The 24,395-nt window shown below is 41.0% G+C and carries 15 protein-coding genes and 8 pseudogenes; 9 read left to right on the forward strand and 14 right to left on the reverse strand.

Going from position 1 to position 24,395, the window contains the following annotated elements; genetic code table 11:
* The first annotated feature begins 65 nt into the window (after window positions 1-65).
* The 7 genes and pseudogenes from HWX04_RS05830 to HWX04_RS05860 all read left to right on the forward strand — a co-directional run.
* Window positions 66-400, forward strand: a pseudogene (locus HWX04_RS05830) (TrbC/VirB2 family protein).
* 20 nt (window positions 401-420) lie between these two features.
* Window positions 421-746: pseudogene (locus HWX04_RS05835) on the forward strand (VirB3 family type IV secretion system protein).
* A pseudogene (locus HWX04_RS05840) lies at window positions 743-3,103 on the forward strand (VirB4 family type IV secretion/conjugal transfer ATPase). Before HWX04_RS05835 ends, HWX04_RS05840 begins: the two co-directional pseudogenes overlap by 4 nt.
* Window positions 3,100-3,885 (forward strand): annotated as a pseudogene (locus HWX04_RS05845) (type IV secretion system protein). The pseudogenes HWX04_RS05840 and HWX04_RS05845 overlap by 4 nt, the downstream one beginning before the upstream one ends.
* A gap of 25 nt (window positions 3,886-3,910) precedes the next feature.
* A pseudogene (locus HWX04_RS05850) lies at window positions 3,911-4,179 on the forward strand (EexN family lipoprotein).
* A gap of 2 nt (window positions 4,180-4,181) precedes the next feature.
* A complete protein-coding gene (locus HWX04_RS05855) occupies window positions 4,182-4,562 on the forward strand; it encodes an EexN family lipoprotein (protein WP_175869243.1) in 381 nt (126 codons plus the stop codon).
* 46 nt (window positions 4,563-4,608) lie between these two features.
* Window positions 4,609-4,866: pseudogene (locus HWX04_RS05860) on the forward strand (type IV secretion system protein); the annotation flags it as partial.
* On the opposite strand, the gene HWX04_RS08650 reads toward HWX04_RS05860, so the two are convergent.
* The 4 genes and pseudogenes from HWX04_RS08650 to HWX04_RS08655 all read right to left on the reverse strand — a co-directional run bounded on the left by HWX04_RS08650 (window position 4,863) and on the right by HWX04_RS08655 (window position 6,162).
* Entirely contained in the window at window positions 4,863-5,216 is a 354-nt protein-coding gene (locus HWX04_RS08650; protein ID WP_246257497.1) for a Fic/DOC family protein, read from the reverse strand. The pseudogene HWX04_RS05860 and the gene HWX04_RS08650 overlap by 4 nt on opposite strands.
* Before the next feature lie 225 nt (window positions 5,217-5,441).
* On the reverse strand, window positions 5,442-5,630 hold the full coding sequence (locus HWX04_RS05870; protein WP_175869244.1) for an antitoxin VbhA family protein: 189 nt from the start codon (window positions 5,628-5,630) through the stop codon (window positions 5,442-5,444).
* A gap of 172 nt (window positions 5,631-5,802) precedes the next feature.
* Window positions 5,803-6,061 (reverse strand): annotated as a pseudogene (locus HWX04_RS05875) (HigA family addiction module antitoxin).
* 17 nt (window positions 6,062-6,078) lie between these two features.
* The gene (locus HWX04_RS08655; RefSeq protein WP_246257499.1) at window positions 6,079-6,162 is read right to left on the reverse strand and encodes a type II toxin-antitoxin system RelE/ParE family toxin; all 84 of its coding nucleotides are present in this window, start codon (window positions 6,160-6,162) and stop codon (window positions 6,079-6,081) included.
* Between the two features lie 1,349 nt (window positions 6,163-7,511).
* On the opposite strand from HWX04_RS08655, the pseudogene HWX04_RS05885 reads away from it, so the two are divergent.
* Window positions 7,512-7,869 (forward strand): annotated as a pseudogene (locus HWX04_RS05885) (helix-turn-helix domain-containing protein).
* Window positions 7,870-8,297: 428 nt separating this feature from the next.
* Here HWX04_RS05885 and glmM read toward each other — a convergent pair.
* From glmM to HWX04_RS05915, 6 genes are all read right to left on the reverse strand, one after another.
* Complete coding sequence (glmM, locus tag HWX04_RS05890) at window positions 8,298-9,656, reverse strand: phosphoglucosamine mutase (RefSeq protein WP_175869245.1); 1,359 nt, start codon at window positions 9,654-9,656, stop codon at window positions 8,298-8,300.
* Window positions 9,657-10,157: 501 nt separating this feature from the next.
* Window positions 10,158-12,287 carry an ATP-dependent zinc metalloprotease FtsH gene (gene ftsH, locus HWX04_RS05895; protein ID WP_175869246.1) on the reverse strand — a complete coding sequence of 710 codons (2,130 nt, stop codon included), beginning with the start codon at window positions 12,285-12,287 and terminating at the stop codon, window positions 10,158-10,160.
* Between the two features lie 114 nt (window positions 12,288-12,401).
* Window positions 12,402-13,889, reverse strand: a complete 1,488-nt coding sequence (gene tilS / locus HWX04_RS05900; RefSeq protein ID WP_175869247.1) for a tRNA lysidine(34) synthetase TilS — start codon at window positions 13,887-13,889, stop codon at window positions 12,402-12,404.
* An 18-nt stretch (window positions 13,890-13,907) separates the two neighbouring features.
* Window positions 13,908-15,614: a tetratricopeptide repeat protein gene (locus HWX04_RS05905; RefSeq protein ID WP_175869248.1), complete on the reverse strand. Its 1,707-nt coding sequence runs from the start codon at window positions 15,612-15,614 to the stop codon at window positions 13,908-13,910.
* A gap of 58 nt (window positions 15,615-15,672) precedes the next feature.
* A complete protein-coding gene (gene pal, locus HWX04_RS05910; RefSeq protein WP_175869249.1) occupies window positions 15,673-16,179 on the reverse strand; it encodes a peptidoglycan-associated lipoprotein Pal in 507 nt (168 codons plus the stop codon).
* 203 nt (window positions 16,180-16,382) lie between these two features.
* Entirely contained in the window at window positions 16,383-17,078 is a 696-nt protein-coding gene (locus HWX04_RS05915) for a DUF1013 domain-containing protein (protein WP_175869250.1), read from the reverse strand.
* Window positions 17,079-17,462: 384 nt separating this feature from the next.
* Between HWX04_RS05915 and HWX04_RS05920 the strand changes: the two genes are divergently transcribed.
* A complete protein-coding gene (locus HWX04_RS05920) occupies window positions 17,463-18,209 on the forward strand; it encodes a YebC/PmpR family DNA-binding transcriptional regulator (protein WP_175869251.1) in 747 nt (248 codons plus the stop codon).
* Between the two features lie 1,005 nt (window positions 18,210-19,214).
* Here HWX04_RS05920 and tolB read toward each other — a convergent pair.
* The 4 genes from tolB to tolQ form a co-directional block, all read right to left on the reverse strand.
* Window positions 19,215-20,540, reverse strand: coding sequence for a Tol-Pal system beta propeller repeat protein TolB (tolB, locus tag HWX04_RS05925; protein WP_175869252.1), 1,326 nt, complete (start codon window positions 20,538-20,540; stop codon window positions 19,215-19,217).
* A gap of 43 nt (window positions 20,541-20,583) precedes the next feature.
* Window positions 20,584-21,963 carry a cell envelope integrity protein TolA gene (tolA, locus tag HWX04_RS05930; RefSeq protein WP_175869253.1) on the reverse strand — a complete coding sequence of 460 codons (1,380 nt, stop codon included), beginning with the start codon at window positions 21,961-21,963 and terminating at the stop codon, window positions 20,584-20,586.
* Between the two features lie 91 nt (window positions 21,964-22,054).
* Window positions 22,055-22,507: a protein TolR gene (gene tolR / locus HWX04_RS05935; RefSeq protein WP_175869254.1), complete on the reverse strand. Its 453-nt coding sequence runs from the start codon at window positions 22,505-22,507 to the stop codon at window positions 22,055-22,057.
* Window positions 22,508-22,522: 15 nt separating this feature from the next.
* Window positions 22,523-23,236, reverse strand: coding sequence for a protein TolQ (gene tolQ / locus HWX04_RS05940; protein WP_175869255.1), 714 nt, complete (start codon window positions 23,234-23,236; stop codon window positions 22,523-22,525).
* Between the last annotated feature and the right edge of the window lie 1,159 nt (window positions 23,237-24,395).

The following is a 24,395-nucleotide window of genomic DNA, read 5'->3' on the forward strand; positions in this document are numbered from 1 at the left end:
TTATACTTATACATTACAGCAAATTAATGTTAAGCAATTTTTAATTTAATACGCGGGGATATTTTATGCCTAAAATAAATAATCACTTTACGAATAGCCGTGCTTTATCAAAATTCGCCTTTTTAAACACTCAAAAAAATGGCTAACAACAGCATTGATGCTTTTTATTGCTTTCCTTGCACTCAGTGAGCCAGCATTTGCACAGGAGTTTGGGAAAATTGACGATGCACTTCAAAAAATAGTAAAAGCCTTAACAGGAAAAATTGCCACAATTGCGGTTGCGGGTATTGGACTTGCATGGATTGCTTGTTATGTTGAAATGCGTAAAGCATTTTTTGTTTGTGTTGGCATCGGCATTGTTATGGGTGCATCGCAAATCGTATCAATGCTTTCCCATTAATCTTTAGCCTTTCAAAAATCATGAAAGAGCACGAGAAGCTAACGGAGAATACGTTATTTCTTGCTTGCACGCGCCCTGCAATGATTGCAGGCGTGACGGTGGAAGCTATGGGATTAAATGGGATAAGATTGATGATATTATTTATTATGGCAGGCAATATTTTTCTTTTAACCATTGGTGTTGCCATCCATTTCATATTCAAAGAAATCCTAAAACATGACCATAACAAATTTCGTATTCTTTTGACATGGCAAAAACAAGTATTTTTGCCAAAAATTCTAGTCTATGGGGTGGGGGAAGTATTTCTCCATTACGATTAATTCGTAATTATGAGGAATTGAAATGAAAACAACAGAGCGCAAGCGTGAAAAACAGCCAGAGGCAATCATTCCTTATGTTCGACATGTAAACAAGCATGTCATTGCGCTGGATTCACGCGCGCTCATGATGGTTGTTAAACTTGAAGGCATTAACTTTGAAACAGCCGATATTATTGATCTGGATGTGCTTCACGAACAGCTCAATAATCTGTTTAAGAACATTGCTGATGAACGTATTGCGCTTTACAGCCATATCATCAGAAAACGTGAAACGATTTATCCAGATGGCACTTTCAGATCGGCATTTGCCAAGCAGCTAGATGACAAATACCGTGAACGGATGCTTTCACAGAAGCTTTATCGCAATGAACTTTATCTTTCAATTTTGTGGAATCCGCACGTTGATAAAACAGATAAATTAGTGGAATTTTTCAAACGTTTAGGCAAAGCTAAGCAAAAAAAACGGAAGTTGATGAAGAATCCATTCGTAAACTTGAAGATATTACCACGGATATTATTCAAAACTTAGAGCACTATGGCGCAAGAAGACTGAGTCTTTATGAACATGACGGCACTATTTATTCGCAGCAAAGTGAGTTTATCCATCAACTGGTAGGAGGGCGTCGTGAACGTGTCCCCCTCACATGGGGAACGATAGCTTCGACTGTTTATTCAGACCGTCTAATTTTTGGCAAAGAAGTCATAGAAATACGCACGGAAGCGGGACATCGTTTTGCCGGCATGTTTGGTTGGAAAGAATATCCAGCAAAGACCAGAGTAGGCATGGAGGATGGTCTTTTAACGCTTCCCTTTGAGTTTATTTTTACGCAATCTTTTATCTTCAAGAGCAAAAATGCTGCCAAGCAGATTATGGGTCGCAAACAAAACAAAATGGTCAATGCCGAAGACCGTGCGGGCTAACAAATTATGGAACTGGATAATGCGCTTGATGATCTTGAATCGAATCGTTTTGTTTTAAGTGAGCATCATTTATCCTTAGCGGTTTTTGCCGATGAGCTGCAAGAATTGGCTGATAATCTTGCCAAAGCGCGTTCTCGTCTACAGATGGTGGTGCTGTCATTGCGCGTGAGGACCTTAGGTTAGCGGCGGCATGGTAGGCGCAATTACCTGGAAATTATACTTATCGCACCCGCTCTGGTGCGATAACCAGCCGCAATCATGCGGCTCTTTCTCCTTTTCATTCTTTTCCGGTTAGCAAAATAGATGGCAATGTATGGGGTCCAGCGGTAGCCTTGATGAAGACCTCTGCTGGCTCACCCTTTTATTTTAACTTTCACTTTGGTGATTTAGGCAATACGTTTGTTTGTAGTCCCTCTGGTTCTGGTAAAACGGTTATTGTTAACTTTCTCCTTGCACAACTTCAAAAGCATGATCCCCATATGGTCTTTTTTGATAAGGACCGTGGTGCAGAGCTTTTTGTCAGAGCGGGTGGTGGCACCTATATGCCCTTGAAAAATGTGAAACCAACCGACATAGCGCCGCTAAAAGGCTTAAATTATAACAATCCAGCAGACAGAGTGTTTTTACGCCAATGGATTACCAAGCTTGTTTCTGCTGAAGGGCAAAAAATTAGTGAATCTTAAAAACAAGATATTGCCTCTGCGGTTGACCAACTAGCCCTATTGCCTAAGGAGCAACGGACCATATCTGCCTTACAAATATTTTTTGACACCACCCATAGGGAGGGAATAGCAGAGCGTTTAGAGAGATGGTGTAAAGGCAATGCCTTGGGATAGGTTTTTGACAATCCTGATGATGATGACATAGGCATTGAAGACAAATTTATTGGTTATGATATGACGGACTTTTTGGACAATGATGAAATTCGTCCACCGCTCATGATGTATCTCTTTCATAGAATTCTCTCACTCATTGACGGGCGTCGTATTATCATTGTCATTGATGAATTTTGGAAAGCGCTAGAGGACGATTCCTTTAAAGCCTTTGCGCAAAACAGGCTGAAGACCATTCGAAAACAGAATGGTTTAATGTTGTTTGCCACGCAATCCCCCAAAGATGCGATCAATTCAACCATTGCCCACACCATTATAGAGCAATGTCCCACCCAGGTTTATTTTCCCAACCAAAAGGGAAACCATTCAGACTATGTAGAAGGTTTTAAATTATCAGACCGAGAGTTTAACCTGATACAAACAGAATTAAGCCGGGAGTCACGGCGTTTCTCATCAAGCAGGGGCAAAGTTCTGTTGTAGCAGAACTGAATTTACGGAGCTTTGATGATGAAATAGCCATTTTAAGCGGCACCATCAAAAACATTGAACTTCTCGAAACCATTATGGAAGAAGTTAGTGAATCTCCAGAAAAATGGCTCCCCATTTTCCAAGAAAGGTCAAAACAATGAAAAAACTTTTATGTGCACCAGCCTTCTATGCAGCTTCATTTGGTTTTCAAACAAATGCCTTAGCCATGATGGTATTTGATCCTCAAGCTTTTGGACAAATGATGAAACAATTCGAACAAGGCAAACTACATCTTCAAGAATTGCAGAAACAATTTAAGCTAGGCACAGAACAGCTTGATCAATTAAAGAATCAGCTTGATCAAATGAAACAATTATATAGCTCCCTAAATGCCAAGCCTGACATTTAGGGATTGAAAGAAATGTTTAACCAGCAAGGGAGCAATGGCGCTCTACCTTCTGATTTTAATAACTTTCAACAATCGATGGGCAGCGGCGGTGGTGGCGGTGGCGGTGGCGGTGGCGGTGGAAGCACCAGCAAAAACGCGCAAAAATGGCAAGAAGAACTTAAATATAAAGCCCCCTCAGGGGGTGCAGGATCAAAAGAAGCAGTAGATGCCTTTTTACGCAGAGGAAGTGAAAAAAGCCGAACAGCGCGTAGTCGGACAAGCCTCAAAAGGCCAAGATGTCTATGAAGAAGCCAGTGAAACACAAAAAAGATTAGCAAACTTCTCGATGAACTTGGAAGCACGCAAGAGGCTGGTAAAATTCAAGGCATTCAGGCACAATTATCAGCGATCCAAGCAAAACTGCAAACACAAGTTCTCCAAATGCAAGCTGCCGCGATGATTCAACAAGCAGAAGAAAAAGCGGCAGAGAGACGTGAAATGGAAGAATTTAAAGAACGATACAAAGCTTTGGCAAAAAAACTCCGCGGTCAATAAAGGGTAAAAAAAGAGGGGCAAAAACATAAACAAGATCATCATAACAACATTGCTGCTTTGCACAGGACTTATCGCTGCTGGATGTGAAAAAACCTACAGCGTAGAAGAATTAAAAAAAAAGACAAAAAACTGATGGAAGAAGTACTCGTGAAATGTTTGACATCAGGGGATCTTAAATCGAAAAATTGTAAAAACGCAGAGCAAGCTGAATTTGAAACCCGTAAAAAATGGGGAGGTTTTGGCTCTAAAAATGACGAGCAGCAAAAATCTGCAAAACAAGGGGACAATCATTAATCATGAACAAGATCATCATAACAACATTACTACTTTGCACAGGACTCATCGCTGCTGGCTGTGAAAAAACCTATAGCGTCGCAGAATTAAAAAAAGATGAAAAATTACGCTTAGAGTGGGATGCGAAATGTGGATTTGGAGGAACTTCAAAAAATTTTGAAAACATGCGGTTAGCATTTTTAGAACTTGAAAAAGAATATAAAGCACAAGTTGAAGAAAGGAGTCGTAAAGCAGCAGAGGAGTGGAGAAAAAGTATGGATGAACTTAGGGCTAAAGAAAAAGCTAGACATGAAAAAAGTGAAGCTGAATTTGAAGCAAAACAACGAGCTAAAGCCGAACGAGAAGCGAAAGAAAATGCTGAACAAAAACAAGATAGTAATTAAATCAGAAATGATCATATTTGTAAAAGTTTGATGAAATGGACGTGCAATGGTATTTGAAACTATAACCATATTTACTGATATGAATAGCGCTGTAACGGAGACTCTTGAAAATATAATGAATAATACTATTAAGCATCTTTCGTTGGGGTTAAGTGCTCCACTTAAAGCGTCTTGTACAATCTACGTTATATTTATAGGATACAATATCATCTATGGGCGCTCTTCCATGCCACTGTGGGAGTTTATAGCAACAGTTTTCAAACTTGGCATCATTGTTGCACTCGCCATAAACGCAGCTGGTTATAAGCGATTAAGGTTTTGACGAATAAGAGCAGACAAGTGTTCAGAATGACCAAAATATGCCGCAATTGATGCCTTTATCATTTCTTGTTGCTCAATACCCTTCCAGTTGATATGATGCTCAGCTTCACGCGCAAGTTGCCCTATAAATTCACGCAACGTGCGTCCATTTCCCTCTCGAAACGGATGCAAGGTATTTAACTCGCCCATGTAACATCCAGCCCTTTGGCTAAATTCATCTATATCAAGACCACGCAGATAGTGCTCTTTTGCAAGCTGTTGCGTAATCTTCGGTGCATAACTTTCAATCTGATGATAACTCGCAAACATACTATTGCCTTTAGCAATATCCACTAAACGAATTTGCCCCGCCCATTCATATATATCACCAAACAGCTTTTTATGAATCTATTTTATGTGCGCTAAATCAAACTTACCACGAAGAAGTGTATGCATAAGTTCAAAAGATCTTAATAAGCGAAAGTAGCTTCTACACACTCCAATGTAGTTTTATCCTGAATTTCAAACCGGTTATACATCACACCAGTTTCAGGATCAGTAGAAGGATCACTCTCCCCCTTATACGTCTCCACGTTTTACCCGCTCCAAAAAATCTCTAATTACGTCACTTGTTTCAAGCTCTCCAATAATAACACGCTCCATTTGCTCAACAACCTGTGGATCTGGTTCCAACCCCTCTAAACGTTGACTTGCTAATGCATTTTTAGCTGCAAAGCGACGTCGTTTAATTTCGTCTTCACTCAACATATTAAAACCTCTCTTGGTTACTCTTCATTGTGGCACAAATGTGCTACATAAACAAGACGTCACCCGTATCACATCTTTTGATTTGGTACGCGTTATCGCGTTATTTTTCTCTTGTATATGCTTCTGTTGAAAAAATTTAACAGTCGTTTGAAACTCTTTTATCCGGTCTTTATCAGGTAGGCTGTTGTTTAGAGAATGCTTTCGATAAATCATAATTTTTGCAGAGCAAGCCAAGCACGTGCTGTACTCACACCAGCCATTTCAAGCCTAATAGCAAGATGAGCGCTAACTGTGGATTGTCCATTTAAAACTCTAGAAAGTGTTACACGAGATATACCAAGGCGCTCTGCTGCTTCATTAACAGATAAACCAAGTTCTTTGATAACACCTTCACGCAGTAGTTCACCAGGATGCGGTGGATTTTTCATCATTTCTTAGCACTCCTTCATTAATGATAATCTAGAAAATCAACCATTTCAACATCGACACCATTAAAGCAAAATATTACACGACAATTTCCATTTACAGGAATTGACCAATACCCCTTGAGATCGCCCTTTAGCGGATGTAATCGAAAAGACGAAAAATGTAATCATTTGGGGATAGAACCACTTCAAGGGTACCTAGAATACGTTTCAATTTTTGAGCATAATAAGAAAAATTTTCATTATCTTTACTCTGCTCATTATTTGAAAAGCATAAGTTCATAATTAGAGGGTGCTAAACGCAATAGGAGCGTATCATATCCCCAATTGGCAGCTAAACTTAGAAATATACAAATGATATAACCAATGACCATTGCTGTTTGATGTTCATAGGGTGTTGCACCCGCTACATATCCAGTAAAAAAATAAATAACACTAATAACCCCCCCCTGCTATAAACTCTGTTAAAATAATAACCGGTTTACGAATAAGCAAAAGAAAAAAGGCATATTTTCAATATGGTAGATAAGATTTTAGGAACGATAGAAAACACTCTACGAATTTTTGAAACTGGATTTTTCTCTTTTTTATTTAGTTAGTTAGTAGATAGAGTATCCATTAGCCCCTCCCATATTTTTACTTTGACCTCCACCCCTCACCTCAAAGAACGGGGATTCCACCCAGCACCGATCTGTGAACCTTTAGACTTCTTTCAGCGGGAACCTACTGCTGACCGACTCTATGGGCAAGCCTTTCCCTAAATAATAAAAGACAGTCAGTTTTTGAAAAGCAGAGAAAGATTGTTTCGTAATCCATTCGCTTACAGCGTAAGTATTTATATAACAAAATCCCCATTTATTTTCAACTATTTTATTGTCTTTTTTTGATATTTTTTCTATATTTTTCAAATATATAGAGCATAAAATACCTTATAATTTTTATTATCTTTTTTTAACTTATATGCCCCAATAAGCTCTCCTTCTTATCATGATTTAGGAACCGCGTGAAAAGGACAAAGCAAGCCGCTATGGTTTTAGGTCAAGGACGCCGTCAGGCGCCCAAAAGGGGTTTCCTTGAGCTTAAAACCTAAGGCTTGTTAGTCCTCTCATTAAACGCGGATCGGATATCATGATTTTGGTGAGCGTACACAAAAGTTTAAGAGATGGTAGCCTCTCATTAAAAAACAAAGTTTGTAAGTAAAAAAACTATTTTTCTTGCCAATCTTCCAAGATTATCTTATCAATAAGAGTTATTGGTTATCTACGCAATGATCAATAAGGGATAGTAAACCCTAAGTTCTAAAAATTAGCTCATTATGTGAATCTTCCCCGATTCCGGGAGATTTTGTTATGTCCAAGTGCAATAGCACTAAAAGCAAAATGCTGATTAGAACTCAGTACTTTACTACTCCCGAAATACCAATGCGAGGGCGCTCGCAACCGGAGGGGGCTTTAAAGTGCAAACAAAAAATCAACATTTTAATGACGTTTCTGTAGGCGAAAAAATTCGCTCCAGAAGAAAATCCATGGGAATTTCTCAAAACGAATTAGGAAGACAATTAGGCGCAAGCTTCCAGCAAATTCAAAAATATGAAAAAGGATTCAATCGTGTAGGAACCGAACGTTTGCAGAAAATCGCCGGACATACTGGAAGCCGATATATCCTTTTTTTATAAAGATATTTCAAAAAAAAGAAATATCTCATCCCCTTTTGATACAGAAATTTACAGCAAAGAAGAATACTTCTTTGTAAAAAGTTTTAGACAACTCAAACCTAAAAAACAGAAAGCAATTTTGTCCTTGATTAACGAATAGAAAACAGCTTTGAAAAATAATATAATCCAACGTTACAGATGACAATCAACGCGCCATAGCTCACTTTAATTTTCTTACACTTAAGGTAATTTATTTTTATATTACTTTTATATCTAATAGCTACATTAATAGTAAGAGAATTTTTTTATGTCTGTATTAACTGTTACAGCGAAAGGATAAATTACGCTGAAGCGGGATTTACTACAGCACCTTGATGTTAAACTACGTGAGAAAATTGACTTCACTAAATTACTAGGTGGTAACTTCTTATCAAAACATCACCAAAAGTCACCCGCTTCTCTGACTTTGACATAGGAAATGATTTGCTGGCGAACCTTCCTCCAGCAAATCATTTCCCTATCTTCCTTTTGTTTTTTCAAAAGATTACCTGATCACTTACCTTAAAAAAACTCAAGATTCCTTAAAGCTCAAGCTCCCATAAGCGCATCATGATGAGTGATCACATCCATCAACTCTGTCACGACCGTATCCAACACGTCTCGTGCATCCCCTTCCGCCATAAGGCGGATAACCGGCTCAGTTCCAGAAGCACGGATCACCAGCCGAGCCTCTTTTCCCAACCGCTTTTCTGCTTGATCAATGGCCGTTTTGACGGGATTTTTTTTCAGAACATTTTTATTTTTAATCGTTACATTTTTTAAAATTTGCGGGACAGGTTCAAACCGTTGACACAATTGGCTCATAGGGCTTTGACTTTCCTTCATACAAGCTAAAATCTGCAAGGCTGCCACCAACCCATCACCCGTTGTGCCAAAATCACTGAGCACAATATGCCCAGAAGCCTCACCTCCAACATTATATCCCTTTTGCCGCATAGCATCGACAACATAACGATCTCCAACTTTTGTCCTGATAAGATCCAACCCTTTACCGTTCAAAAATCGCTCCAGTCCCAGATTGGACATAATCGTTGTAACAACCCCATTACACCGCAAGCGTCCCATTTTATGCCAATTTTCAGCAATCACAGCAATCAACTGATCCCCATCAACCGTTTGTGCTTTTTCATCCACAATGAGAACACGATCACCATCTCCATCAAGAGCAATCCCTACATCAGCACGCACTTCATGCACTTTGCGTTTTAAAGAGTTTAAATCAGTTGAGCCACATTTTTGATTAATATTGGTTCCATTGGGTTCATCATGAATAGCAAAAACCTCAGCCCCCAATTCCCATAAAGCACGAGGAGCCGCTTTATAAGCCGCCCCATTAGCACAATCTACAACAATACGCACAGCATCTAAGCCAACATCACGGGGTAAAGTTCGTTTAGCATATTCAATATAACGATAAATATCCCCCTCAACCCGTTTTGCGTAACCAATTTCGGCAGAACTTGCTAAAGATTGTGAAAGATCTGTATCGATCAATTGTTCAATTTTTGCTTCCATCTCATCTGAAAGTTTAAAACCATCAGGGCCAAAAAGTTTAATTCCATTATCATAGAAAGGATTATGAGAAGCAGAAATCATCACCCCAAGATCCGCACGCAAAGAGCGGCAAAGCATTGCAACAGCAGGTGTTGGGACTGGCCCCAATAAAAAAGTTTCCATCCCCGCAGCGGTTAGCCCTGAAACCAAAGCGTTTTCTAACATATAGCCAGATAATCGGGTATCCTTGCCAATCACCACACGACGCGATTGATGTTGTGAACGAAATAAAACCCCTACAGCCATCCCTACTTTCATGGCAAAATCAGGTGTCATGGGAAATGAATTGGCTTTCCCCCGAATTCCATCTGTCCCAAAATATTTTTGCACCATACCTCTTTCCTTTATCCTTCTTCCCTTGGCTTTTCTTTAAAGCGCTAACAGCCCCCCTTGATACAATAGCCCCCTCACCTATAAATGAGACCATTGGACTCGTCCCTCATCTTTTTAGATCATCAAAAACCCTCTTCACCATCTACACATCTAAATCACGCTCAACCAATAATGTTTCTACACCGCACACATAAAGCAAGCTTATCTCCTAAAAAGACTTTCCACGTCCCTTGAACACAACCAAAGGATAATCTCACACCCTTACCCCAAACTTCACAAGGCAATCCCTCGCCTCACCTCACACCCTTGGCCCAAAACCACCAAGTAACAGTCCACCTTATCCCTCCCCTAAAGCTGTCATAATACAACGACTTTGCTTAATTTTTTACTTCCATATTTTTGGTAAATATTAAATCAAAGGCGCAAGCAGTGCTCGCGCCTTTTTTAAAGAATTTAAAAAACTTCCCAAAACATAGTCATTCAAGCGTTATTAAAGAACTCCTATTTTTCTTTATCAGACCCCAAAGGTTTTGACTTCTTTTCAGCACTGCCTTTACTTTGAGAGTGATTGTCTGACTTTGTAGGACCTTTTGCGCTTTGCGTTTTTTTAGACTCAGTATCCTTGGATTTAGTCTCGCTGGATTTTACTGTTTTCTTTCCAACAGCGCCCTCTGCTTTGCCAGCCTCACCTTTAACGGTCTCTGCTTTATGGGGCACTGTTTTAGCGTCTTTTTCATCGACCACAGAGGTCTCTGCCTTCACTGTTCCAGTTTTTGGAACAGAGGAAGTCCGCGGCGCAGCATTTTCATCTTTCTGCGTACGTGAAGGAGCCTTTCCTGCAATGACCTCATTAATTTCAACACCCGTTAAAGTTTCATATTCCAACAAGCCTTGAGCGAGAGCAAACCATTCTTTTCTTTTTGTTTTCAAAATTTCTGTAGCATTTTTATAGGCATCATCAATAAGCTTACGCACTTCCATATCAATCATGCGTGCTGTTTCTTCAGAGACATTTTGTGTCCGTGCAACAGAATGCCCTAAAAAGACTTCATCTTGGTTATCGCCATAAGCGACATTTCCAAGCAGATCAGAAAATCCCCACCGTGTGATCATAGCACGCGCTAATTTAGTTGCTTGCTCAATATCAGAAGAAGCCCCTGATGTGATATTTTCCTTGCCAAATTTTAATTCTTCAGCCACACGTCCTCCCATCATGATGGCCAAACGAGAAATCATCCATCGATAACTCATGGAATAGCGATCACCTTCAGGTAATTGCATCACCATTCCCAAAGCCCTACCCCTTGGGACGATTGTTGCTTTGTGGACAGGATCAGCAACCGGAACATTAAGAGCCACGATAGCATGCCCTGCTTCATGATAAGCCGTGAGTTCTTTTTCTTCTTGTGTCATAGCGGTTGAACGCCGTTCAGCCCCCATCATCACTTTATCTTTTGCATCTTCGAATTCTTGCATGGTCACGACCCTTTTATTACGGCTCGCAGCCATAAGAGCAGCTTCATTCACAAGATTCATGAGGTCTGCACCGGAAAATCCTGGTGTTCCCCTTGCCAAAACTTTCAGATCAACATTAGGGGCTAAAGGGACATTGCGCACATGCACTTTCAAGATTTGTTCACGTCCAGAAACATCAGGGTTTGGCACAACAACTTGTCGATCAAAACGCCCTGGTCTCAATAAAGCAGGGTCAAGCACATCTGGGCGGTTTGTTGCAGCAATAAGAATAATACTTTCATTAGGCTCAAACCCATCCATTTCGACAAGCAATTGATTTAAGGTCTGCTCGCGCTCATCGTTTCCACCTCCCAGTCCAGCGCCCCGATGTCGTCCAACAGCATCGATTTCATCGATAAAGATAATACAAGGCGCATTTTTTTTAGCCTGTTCGAACATATCACGTACACGGCTCGCCCCAACCCCTACAAACATTTCAACAAAATCAGACCCTGAAATGGTAAAGAATGGCACATTGGCTTCACCCGCTACCGAGCGCGCTAACAAAGTTTTACCGGTTCCTGGAGGACCAACAAGCAAAACACCGCGAGGAATACGCCCCCCTAAGCGTTGAAATTTTTGTGGTTCGCGTAAAAATTCAACAATTTCTTGCAGATCTTGTTTTGCTTCTTCAACGCCAGCAACATCCTTAAAGGTGACACGTCCTTGCGCTTCATTCAGCAACTTTGCTTTTGATTTCCCAAATCCCATTGCACCGCGTGATCCATTTTGCATTTGTCGCATAAAAAAGACCCACGCCCCAACAATAATAATAACAGGCAACAAAGAAAAAAGAAGATTGAGGAAGATACTATTTCCAGAACTTTCAGGAACAGCTTTAACATTCACGTTTTTGTTTTCTAATTTCTGTATCAAACCAGGATCACGTGGTGCAAAAGTTGAAACAGTTCTATGTTCGACAGTTTGTCCTGTTAATTTTTGGCCTTGAATGGTCACCGATTTCAGCTCGTTATTCTCAACTTTTTGCAAAAATTCAGAATAGGAGACTTCTCCACCACCAGAACGTTGACTATCTCCATTAAAGAAAGAAAACGACACAATCAAAATCAAGGCAATAACTCCCCAAATGAGGAGAGAGCGGTAATTGGAATTCATATTCAGCCCACTTAATCAAATATAGATTTCAAACAGTTCCCCTTAACATATAACCTTGCCAGCCCCTTGCCAAGGGATGAGAGAAAGTTTATTCTCTTTTAGGGTTATTTTTCTTTATCTTTTCACCTCAAAATTAAAAAAAGGTTCCACAACATTCACCAGCGCAGCATCTTCGCGTGAGGAAAGCCAATTGAAAGGCGCCATAATCCGCTTGATGATAACATTTTTATGAATAATCGCTTGAGAAATCAACTCAGGAATATCACACCCTTTATTATTTGAAATCATCAACAGCGATTGTAAAGAGGGAAAATGAGGCTTTTCAAGATCAAAATTGCTATTTTGCAATAAAAATTTCAGCTGTTCTAAATTAGCTGCTCCAACCTTTACAGCTTCAGATCCATGATTGGTAATGTGATAGCGGCCATCCCATAGAAGAGTTTCATCTGTCCCTACAAGAGCTTCTTTCATATTTCGCCCTTCACGCCACAAAGCAATACCATCTTTGTTAGATTCAATAACACAGCCAGCATAAGTAAAACGCCGCTTTTCTAAAGAATGGAGACAGAGTTTTTGAACAAGCGTGGTCAATTTTTGATTGGAGAGTAAATAAAATCCCCCACCCATCAACACCGCAAAAAGCCCGACCACAAAAGGGAAATTGGGATTTTTTTGTAAAAATGGCAGAGGCTTTACCATGAAACAACGCCCATATTGAACCGTAATATCCAGTGCTAAGATTAAATCGGCAATATTTTGCGCATGTTGACGACGCTGCACTGCGGCTTCATTTATTTTTTGAGCAATATCCGCAAACTTTTGCGGAGGAAGAGATTGGCGCACACGCACGCGTTCAAAATTGCGATCTTCATTTGTGGGATCATCAATCCACGTTTTTCCCTGTAAGCGTAAATAATTCCGCAATGTTTGGCGTTTTACGCCAAGAAGCGGCCGAATCAAACGCACTTTTCTATGCAACAATGCCTCACGTGGAATACAAGATAAACCACGCTCATAGAGGGATCCATCGTTTTTTTCAGCACTATTTTTTCTCATTTCTCTGGTATGATCTTCACCATACATCCCCCCCACTTCACCGCCCAATGCACCGGCAAAACCACCCGCAGAAACACCATCACGCATAGCACCAACTTCACCGTACAAAGTATCCTTACTCTTTTGGAAACGCTGAGACCGCATTTGATAGGTTTCAACCTGATCATTGAGTGTATGGCCCGTCATAATAAGGGATGCGCCTTGTTTTTGCGCTTCCTGAACCAAGAGATTATAGCGTGCAATACGCGCACTGGAAGCAATATGTGTCTTTGGTTTTTTGCCTTCCCACCGCACAGTGCTATGTTTAATGTGATGGGCACGACAAATTTCCGCAACAGTTTCTGCTTCACGCGCTGATTCTTTACGCAATTGGTGATCAACCGTAACAGCAATGATTTCCGGAGGAACAGAGAGCGTGTCCAAAAACTCTTTGGCCAAAAACATCAAAGCCAAAGAATCACTTCCCCCTGAGACGGCAAGAATCACGCGTTGACCCTGAATAAAATCCGATGTTTTAAAGAGATTTCTTGCCAGTCTAACGCACACCGAAAACGACCTCGCTGCTTATTTTGTGGGTTTACAAAACACAGCCTCTAATGTGTTTGAGCGTTTTGATTTTTTCGTACGATGAACACAAGCCTTTTTATTTGGTTCAAGAGCGATCATACTTCTTATTAATTTCAGCAAAATCTCGGAGGTATAGAGCTTCTTTTTATCTGCATACCATGCTGACAGATAAACTTGTGCGGCTTCATGATAGCGTTTTTGTCCCAACAAAGATTCAGCCAACCAAAACAAAGCATCATTACTCAAAGAATCTTTTTTGTAACGACTTTGAAAAGCGCAAAAGCTTTTTTCAGCCTCAACATAGTTGGCAGAACGAATAAAATCATACCCTTGCTTATACAAAGCTTTGGAAGAAGAAAGAGTGTCACTCTGATGTGCTTCAATATGAGCCGTTACGTCATACGCCTTTTCTAAAATCTCCCCTGTTTCCTTCGCATCATGGTCTTTCACATCAGCACCCTTTGTCTGATTATCCCCGCTAAGCTTCTGTACCATCTCTTCTTTTACAGTCTGAGATTTTACATCCAAAGCGGCATTTTCAACGAAACAAGAATAAATGGAAGAATCTTTTTTATCAAAAAGCAGGTGAAACTGCTTGTTAACATTTTTTAAATTGTTATGCTCAAGCACTATCCGTATCTTATGCAAAAGCTTATCTAAATCATAATCTTTAAATAAATCCTGCTGATTCTCTAAAATAATCCCTTGGTGACCCGAAACACCAGAGGCATTCTTCACTGCATCAGAAGCAGCTTTTTCAGCAGCGTCTGTGGCGTTCTTCACCGCATCGGAAGCCGCCTTTTCAGCAGCGTCTGTGGCGTTCTTCACCGCATCGGAAGCCGCCTTTTCAGCAGCGTCTGTGGCGTTCTTCACTGCATCAGAAGCGGCTTTATTAGCCCCATCAGTGGCGTTCTTCACCGCATCGAAAGCAGCTTTTTCAGCAGCGTCTGTGGCGTTCTTCACCGCATCAGAAGCAGCTTTATTAGCAGCGTCMGTGGCGTTCTTCACTGCATCGGAAGCCGCCTTTTCAGCAGCGTCTGTGGCGTTCTTCACCGCATCAGAAGCGGCTTTATTAGCCCCATCAGTGGCGTTCTTCACTGCATCGGAAGCCGCCTTTTCAGCAGCGTCTGTGGCGTTCTTCACCGCATCAGAAGCRGCTTTTTCAGCAGCGTCCGTGGCGTTCTTCACTGCATCGGAAGCCGCCTTTTCAGCAGCGTCTGTGGCGTTCTTCACTGCATCGGAAGCCGCYTTTTCAGCAGCGTCTGTGGCGTTCTTCACCGCATCGAAAGCAGCTTTTTCAGCAGCGTCTGTGGCGTTCTTCACCGCATCGRAAGCAGCTTTTTCAGCAGCGTCTGTGGCGTTCTTCACCGCATCGAAAGCAGCTTTTTCAGCAGCGTCTGTGGCGTTCTTCACCGCATCAGAAGCGGCTTTATTAGCCCCATCAGTGGCGTTCTTCACTGCATCGGAAGCCGCYTTTTCAGCAGCGTCTGTGGCGTTCTTCACCGCATCGAAAGCAGCTTTTTCAGCAGCGTCTGTGGCGTTTTTCACCGCATCGGAAGTGGCTTTATCAGCAGCATCAACTTTATCCGTATCATGTGCTGGATATTCAGAAGCCTTTCGAGCCGCACTTTCAGCAAATGAAGTAGAACAAGCTATGAAAACTGCCATATAAAAGATCGTATTCCAATTGATTTTACGATACATTCTTTTCTCCCCTTTTAAACTCATTAAATATAAATAGTTGAGACAAACAATTCTATTTTTAATGACTGTTCATACCACCAAGCGTTGTAACAACACGTCGATTTTGATTCCAACAGGAAATGTCATCACATACCGCTACAGGTCTTTCTTTTCCGTAAGAAATTGTTTGAATCCGTTGCGCAGACACACCAAGAGACACGAGATAATTCCGCACCGCAACAGCACGGCGCTGTCCAAGTGCCAAGTTATATTCACGTGTTCCTCTCTCATCAGCATGACCTTCAATCATAATAGAATAATAAGGATAATGAAGCAACCACTCTGCTTGGCGTGTTAAAATACGTTCAGCATCCGCATCAAGTGAAAAAGAATCGAGACTAAAAAACACGCGATCACCCACATTAACCGTAAATTCTTGTTCTGAACCTGGAGATGCTTGATTTAAACCGGCATGATTCATACCGTGAAATGCATCGATATTTTTTTTACCACACCCCCCCAAACACAGTAAGAAAAAAAAGAAGATCGCAAAGGAATGAGAGAGAGTATTTTTAGTAGAACGCATAGTCCGTTTCTCCTTGAATTTCGTAAAGAAGGATAAATTCTTAAAAATATTTTTTAAGAATAACCGTTAATTCCTAATGAAGACGAAATTTTTCTTCTTTTTTGTCATCATTTTTCAGTCTCTGCCAATTTTTCTTCTCTCCAGCTATTCCTTTAACATCCCCATGAGAAATTGAAAAACATTACCCTGATACGTCATGTGGTTTACGCTTCCTCTTGATCTTGACGATTTTTTTGCAGCGCGTTCAGTTTTGCAAAAACTTTATCCGCATCAAAAGTCTTGTGGGAATTGTCTTCACTCTCATTTTCTTCGAGAGAAGCATTTTCCGTCACAGAGGCGGGAAGCAATGACCTATCTTCCTCTGCAGCAACAGGGCGGTTTTTTGCTGCACGCTGGAGTTCAAAATCTAAATCGATTTGAGAACACAAGCCAAGCCCTACAGGATCAAGAGGAGACAAATTGGCACTATTCCAATGGGTGCGAAGGCGGATTTGTTCAATCGTTGCTTTTGTTGTCCCAATCAACCGTGCAATTTGTGCATCTTTTAACTCGGGATGGTTGGTCACCAACCATAAGATACCATTGGGGCGATCTTGACGTCGAGAAAGAGGGATATAGCGTGCTCCTTTACGTTTTTTTTCCGGAATGCGCACCCTCGATTGAGAAATTTTCAAGCGTGCGTTTTGATCCGCCTCCACCCGTGCAATTTCACTGCGCGTCAACTGCCCAGAATTAATCGGATTGAGACCTTTAATACCATAAGCTGCCTCACCATCGGCAATAGCTTTTACTTCCAAGACATGCAATTTACAAAATTCTGCAATCTGCTCAAAAGAAAGAGCTGTATTATCAACCAACCAAACAGCTGTCGCCTTGGGCATCAAAAGTTGCGTTGCCATTTTTATAAATCCTCTTCTGCGCCTCTTCATATGAGGCAGGTTACCGCCCACTCAAGAGCACTAGAACTTCTTAATTATATGTTCTTATATGTTCGTTTTTTCCACCCACTTTTAGAATAAAGCGAGACATGGAATAAACCATTTTGCCATGAGATTATATGCTGTTATAGCGTGATTTTTGTCCAACGACAAGAGACCTCTCTTGGAATGATCCTCAACGAAGGTGTCTTTACCTTTAAGATGAATTTTCTTATAAGGGATTTATTCGATTATTTCACCTCATGCTGTGGCACATTTATTCTGGCGGGATGCGTGGTTTTATTGCCTTAACTTCTAAAGAGAACACCCACCCCATAAAGAAGCCCTCAAACAGGAAGGAAAACTATGGCAGGCCATTCACAATTTAAAAATATTATGCATCGTAAAGGGCGTCAAGATGCAATGCGCTCGAAAATATTTTCTAAGCTTGCACGCGAAATTACCGTAGCAGCAAAACAAGGTGCTCCTGATCCCACCATGAATCCACGTTTAAGGCTGGCTGTCCAAAATGCCAAAGCACAGTCAATGCCGAAAGACAATATTGAGCGCGCGATTAAAAAAGCTTCAGGAACCGATGTCGAAAATTATGATGAAGTACGCTATGAGGGCTATGGACCAGGCGGTGTTGCCGTTATTGTTGAAGCTTTAACCGATAACCGTAACCGCACCGCTTCAAACGTGCGTGCCGCCTTCACCAAATCAGGAGGAGCCTTAGGGGAAACAGGCTCTGTCAGTTTTATGTTTAATCGGATTGGGGAAATAATTTATAAGCCAGAAGCAGGAACCGCCGACAACATCATGGAAGCAGCCATTGAAGCCGGCGCTGAAGATATACAATCAGAAGAAACCGGACATCATATTACCTGTGCATTTGAAGATATTGGTGAAGTTTCAAAAACACTTGAAGCAAAACTTGGTGAAGCAGAATCGATTAAAACAATTTGGAAAGCCACTACCCTTGCTCCAATAGATGAAGAAAAAGCTTTATCCGTTTTACGACTGATTTCAACATTAGAAGAAGATGATGATGTGCAAAATGTTTATGCTAATTTTGATGTCAGCGATGAGATTTTAGCAAAACTGTCCGTATAATTCTCATCATTGAGCTCTCTCTTCATCGAAGGGGACTGAAAAATCTATCCCCTCTCTTCTTTAGGTACACATACAAAAGCCCCGCATCAAAAGCGGGGTCAATCATTTATAAAGCCAAGACACACTGTAGCCTCAGAGCTTTTTACATGCCCCAAAGAGTATCCCTATAGCGCCTTTCCATTTGTTCTTAAACAGTCCCCTTTCCGCCCTTCCCGCAAGGGATGAAAATTTCACCCCGATCTGATCTATCAACAATTTGGATTTTCTCAAAACATGTTCCTCTTCTCACACATGAGATTTGCTTAAAACGGAAAACAATATCCCTTATAATATTGATTTACAAAGAAAATTTATCATTACTGAACTTGAATGAGGTCCTTTAAATAGCGTCAATTTCTCTCATTCCAAATCTGTGTGTAGGGTGCATCAATCAAAATCATAGATGTGCACATTATGAAGCAGAAAATCCCGTGTGGCGTAAACCTTAAAGGAGAAAAATACCTTTTCATAAATCGTCTCAAAGGCTGTAAGGCTATTGCAACATGAGAGGCTTGTATAATGCTGGCTTACTCTTTTATACAACATCAAAAGCTTCTGGAAACATGCAATATTTTACGTGACCCATCGTCTTATAAATTAAGGCCATAGAATTTTCTTTCGTTCAAGAAAACACATCAGAGGGAAAGCAGAAAGACCTGCTTGTCAACAATCTGGACTGTGAGCAAACCCGATCAGAAAGGAAGTCAAAAATATCTATAGCAACAGTTTATAGAATAATGGCAATCTAGAAACCTTAAAACAGCGCGATTTTTTTCAAGAAATTGTTTTTGCATTTTCCCCTTGAGAAAATTTTATGATCCATAAACAGACAGCCGATGCTAGATGAAATTGATAGAACCACCCATACCCCCTATCACTGGTTCGTTCTTTTTAAATGATTAAAGATTATTGAGACTGTATAGACTATATTCCTCTCTGTTTTCATCTTTTTATCAAGAAGGTGTTCTATTGTACATTGAGCAATGGCGACCATGCTGGATCAGAAGCATCATTGGGTGTGGGAAGTTGACGTTCATTGCATCCTGTAATGTCAATGGTATAGATTTTGGGACCCATACCGGGATTTTTACGAAAGAACATCAGCACACGACCATTGGGGGCCCAAGTTGGTCCTTCATTGTGAAACCCTGTGGTTAAAATTCGTTCTCCTTGTCCATCAGGGTGCATAACACCGATAGAAAATTGTCCGCTTAATTGTTTTGTAAAGGCGATATAGTCACCCCGTGGCGACCAAATAGGTGTCGAATAACTCCCCTCGTTTAAAGAAATACGCTGAATATCACTGCCATCGGCATTCATTTTATAAATTTGCGGCTTTCCGCTACGGTCTGAGGAAAAGACGATTTGTTTTCCATCTGGAGAATAAGAAGCAGAGGTATCAATGGCAGAAGTTGTTGTCAGCCGTGTCATTGTACGGGTCCGCAAATCCATGGTGTAAAGATTTGCACTTCCATCATTTTGCAACAAACTCATGATGACTTTTTGTCCATTAGAAGAAAAACGCGGAGCAATTGTCATGTTATTAAACGTTCCAATCAACTCTCTTTGCCCCATTTCAATTTGTTGGAGATAAACATGAGGGATTTGATTATCCTCATAAGCCATATAGGTTATTTCTTGTCTTTTGGGTGAAAAACGCGGTGTCAACACCAATTCACTTCCATCAGACATATAAATCAAATTAGCGCCATCTTGATCCATCATGGCTAAACGTTTAATGCGTGCATTTTGGGGGCCTGTTTCATCGATAAACACAATTCTTGTATCAAAATACCCACTTTCTCCTGTCATCTCGCTGTAGATCTCATCGGCGATCATATGGGCCACACGCCGCCAACGTTCTGTCGCGGTATAAAAACGCCGTCCTTTCAATTGTCGCTGTCCAAAAACATCCCATAAACGAAAATCGACTCTCAAACGTCCGTCGATTTCTCTCATGACTTGCCCAGTCACCAAACCTTGTGCTTTTATTTTCTGCCATGAATCAAAATGGGGTTGTTTATTCGGATTAGAAATTTTTTCAAAAAAATGTTCCTTATCAAGGGGTAAAAAAAGCCCCGACCGTTCAAGATCGGCTGTCACCACAGCAGATATTTTCAATCCAATTGAATCATTGGAAATAAAATCTGTAATTGCAATGGGAATGGGATTAAAATCAGCGCTGGAAATTGTTCCTTTCAATTGCGCATAACCCGATGAGAGACTTGAAAGCCACAAACCGCAAGTGACTATAAACCACCTAAAAACTTTATGTATTGTTATAGTCATCATGGAATGCGTCCTTTCGTTAAGCAAATTTATTTTCTTTCATTTATCATCTTATTTCTTGGAGAGGATCAACATTAAAGTCAAAACCTTGCCCCCACAGATCATATTGATCACGTGGAAGATCTACATAAGGTTGACATGAAAAGACAGCGGCATATACCTGCCTTATCATAATCGCTTGTTGACTCTCAAGACCACTTACGGGATCAATGATAGGATCTCCCACCACCATCCCTTCACGGTCTAAGTAAAACCGCAACCGCACGACGGGACGGTTTTTTAAATCGCCACCAAGTGCCACAAGTTTAAGTTTCTGTTGAATACATCCCCCTGCAATACTGACCAATGTTTGTGCCATTTTTGTGGTATCATGAATATTTTTTCTTGCCCCCATTGCTTCTGGTGTATGAGAACGTTTTGCTCCCCCTCCTTGTGACCGCGCACGATTGAGCAAATTATTTTCTTCCAGTGCTAAAATATCTTCAATGGTCTGTTTCTCTTGATTTTTTTTGTTAAGCTTTGACGCCTTTTGATTCAACGTATCCTCTTGCTTCATTGGAAATTTTTCGTCAAATTTTGGTTTAAATTGCGGAAGAAGAATTTTTCCCGGAAGGACAATTTTAGGCGCCTGATGAACAACCTGCTCTGCCGGTACCTTTTGTACCGTTGGAGCCAATTCTTTCGGCGATATCCTCTCTTCATTTTTATGCTCAAGCTCCGGTGCAATCTTAGACGCTTCTTCCGGTACTTGCAAAGGCACCTCCGGTGCAATCTTGGGCGCATCTTCCGGTGTTTCCAAAGGCACCTCCGGTGCAATCTTGGGCGCATCTTCCGGCCTTTCCAAAGGCACCTCCGGTGCAATCTTGGGCGCAACTTCTGGTGTTTCTAAAGGCACCTCCTGTGTAATCTTAGGCGCATCTTCCGGCGCTTGCAAAGGAACCTCCGATGCAATCTTAGGTGCATCTTCTGGTGCTTTTAAAGGAACCTCCTGTGCAATCTTGAGGGCTTCCTTTGGTGTTTTTGAAATCTCCTCTATTTTTGCTTCGACAGATTCTGTAAGTTTAGATGGTTTTGATGGATTGCTTGGCGGCGGCGGTGTAGTCTCAACGGGACGCGGCTTTTCCTTTGGTTGAAAAGGTACAAGACTATCTCGTTGTCCCTCTCCAATATGGCGAGCATCTTCTATCTCTTGGGGGGCAGTGGTTGGTTTAACGGCTGGGATTGCACGGAGTGGCGCCTCCACGGCACCTTGTTGAGAGGAAAACTCTTCGCTCACAGGTGCAAGAGTGATGGGAATTGCTTCCAATGGTTGTGGCAAAGAAACAAAGTTCGTAAACTGAACCACACCCCAACTGATCAAAATAACATGGACCACAAGGGATAAAACCAAGCCTCGTTTCATGCTATGATAGGAGTCTTTGTTCATTCTTTATGCCTTAATTGATACCTTGTATTTTTTCACTTTTAATCACGCTGTGCTCTTTTTAAAAACAACTGTTTATGGTCAATTTTATTATTTATTGTGCTAGACTTGCTAGCGCAACTTGAGAAAACCCTGCCTTTTGAATATCTGCGAGCAATTTTAAGACTTGTTGATATTCAACAGTTTTAGCAACCCGAACAAAAATCCGTTGATCTTTTTGTGTAGGATCGGCTTCCAGAAGAGTTTTAAGCTGTGCAATCAACGCTTGTGAATTTTCATAATAATCTTGATAAATGGCAAAGCGCCCTTGTGCATCAAGTGAAACCGTAAGAGGCGTTTTTTGCGCGCGAACGGGGCCCGCTTGACTGCGTGGCAAATCCAAAGGAATACCGTTTACCAAAAGGGGGGCAGAAACCATGAAAATAATGAGCAACACCAGCATCACATCCACAAAAGGGGTAATATTGATCTCACTCATCAATTGGCTTCGTGAATGATGCCGTCTCCGTGTATTTTTTCGAGAAGAAGAAGCAACAGAAATTCCCATGGGATAAGCTCCTTTTTATAAAGGGGAAGGTGCTGTACGCGTCTCATCAATACGCCGCGAGACAATTGTTGAAAATTCATCAGCAAAATTTTCTATTTGTGCAATGATGCGTGCACTTTCATGGGACAACTTATTGTAAGCAATAACGGCTGGAATTGCCGCAAACAAACCAATAGCTGTTGCCAAAAGTGCTTCTGCAATTCCTGGTGCAACAATGGCAAGAGAAGTATTTTGAGAAGCTGCAATAGAAAGAAAAGACTGCATAATACCAATCACTGTTCCAAAAAGGCCGATAAAGGGACCCGCAGATCCCAATGTTGCAAGAAAACTTAACCTTGATTCTATTTTTTCACTTTCACGTCCCAGTGTCAGATCCATCGCCTTATCAATTCTGCTCTGCAAACTTGTCGAAGTATGGGTTCCTTTTTCAAGAGATTTTTTCCATTCAGCCATTGCCGCCATAAAAACAGCAGATATGCTATTAGTACGTTGACTTTTACAGACGACATAAAGATCTTCTAGCGCTTTGCCTGACCAAAATGTCCGTTCAAATTTTTTTATTTCACGCCGTATTCTCCGATACGTAAAAATTTTATCAAAAATAATGGCCCAACTCCAGACGGAAGCAAGCAGCAACCCAACCATAACAACTTTAACGACGAGACTTGCTTGCATAAACAAATGCAACATTCCCATTGTTTCCGGATTTGTTAGTTCACCATGTAGCATAATTGTTGTCCCTCTAAATGAAAGGTGCACTTCCTAAAATTCTATAAAGCAGATTGTTTTATAGTTTCTAAATTAAAGTCAAAAATTTTAGTCTCACATAAATCCATGCACTAAAACAAGACCCATTTCTTAAATTTTTTTAAAAAAGTGATCACCAGAGGCATCCCTTAAGACACCTTCCTCTCCTTTTCACAAAGGCATTTATGCAAGATCACCATAAAGCCTTCCCCTCCATAAATAATATAAACCATGAGACCAAATCCCCCACTTTACGTTTATGAAAAGAACGCGAAACCATCTTGACTTCCACCCCGCACCGCAAAAGACAAACTTTCTAACCCCGCACCGTTTTGCAAACAATAATCTATCAACACGACCAGCTTCCCTTAAAGCGCGTTCCCTCCTAATTGACTTTAGAGCCCCGCCCTACAAACAGCACTGGCTGCATATTGATTTTTCTTGCCAATCTTTTGAAAGTACTTTATCAATTAAAAGATATTTTGATCGTCTACGCACCGATCAAGAGGGATTAAAGGTCCTAAGCTCTAGCGTACAATTATGCCTACTATTGTGGGTATCCTAGAATTCCGAGAGTTTTTGCACTGTCCAAGTGTGATAAGCACTAAAAGCAAAAAGCTGACTGAGCTCAGTATTTTCAACCTCCCGGAATACCAATGCGAGGGCGCTCGCAACCGGCGGGAGCATAAAGTGCAAACCCAAAAAACCACACTGATCTTTAAATATTTAAACAACAATCTATAAAAATCCGCCTTCCCTTAAAGCAAATTCCCCCTATTGACTTCAAACCACAGCCCCTCAAACAACACTCTTTTACGAGTGTGCAGCATAGCTAATGCTTTAATTTTTTTTGCCAATCTTTTGAAAGTACTTTATCAATTAAAAGATATTTTGATCGTCTACGCACCGATCAAGAGGGATTAAAGATCCTAAGCTCTAGCGTACAATTATGCCTACTATTGTGGGTATCCCGGGATTCCGGGAGATTTTGCACTGTCCAGGTGTGTCTTACGCACTAAAAGCAAAATGCTGACTAGAGCTCAGTACCTTTAACTCCCGGAATACTCATGCGAGGGCGCTCGCAACCGGCGGGGGGCTTAACATGCAAACCCAAAATCCACATTTTAACGATGTTTCTGGT

The organism is Bartonella gabonensis (genome assembly GCF_903679515.1).
GTDB lineage: Bacteria > Pseudomonadota > Alphaproteobacteria > Rhizobiales > Rhizobiaceae > Bartonella > Bartonella gabonensis.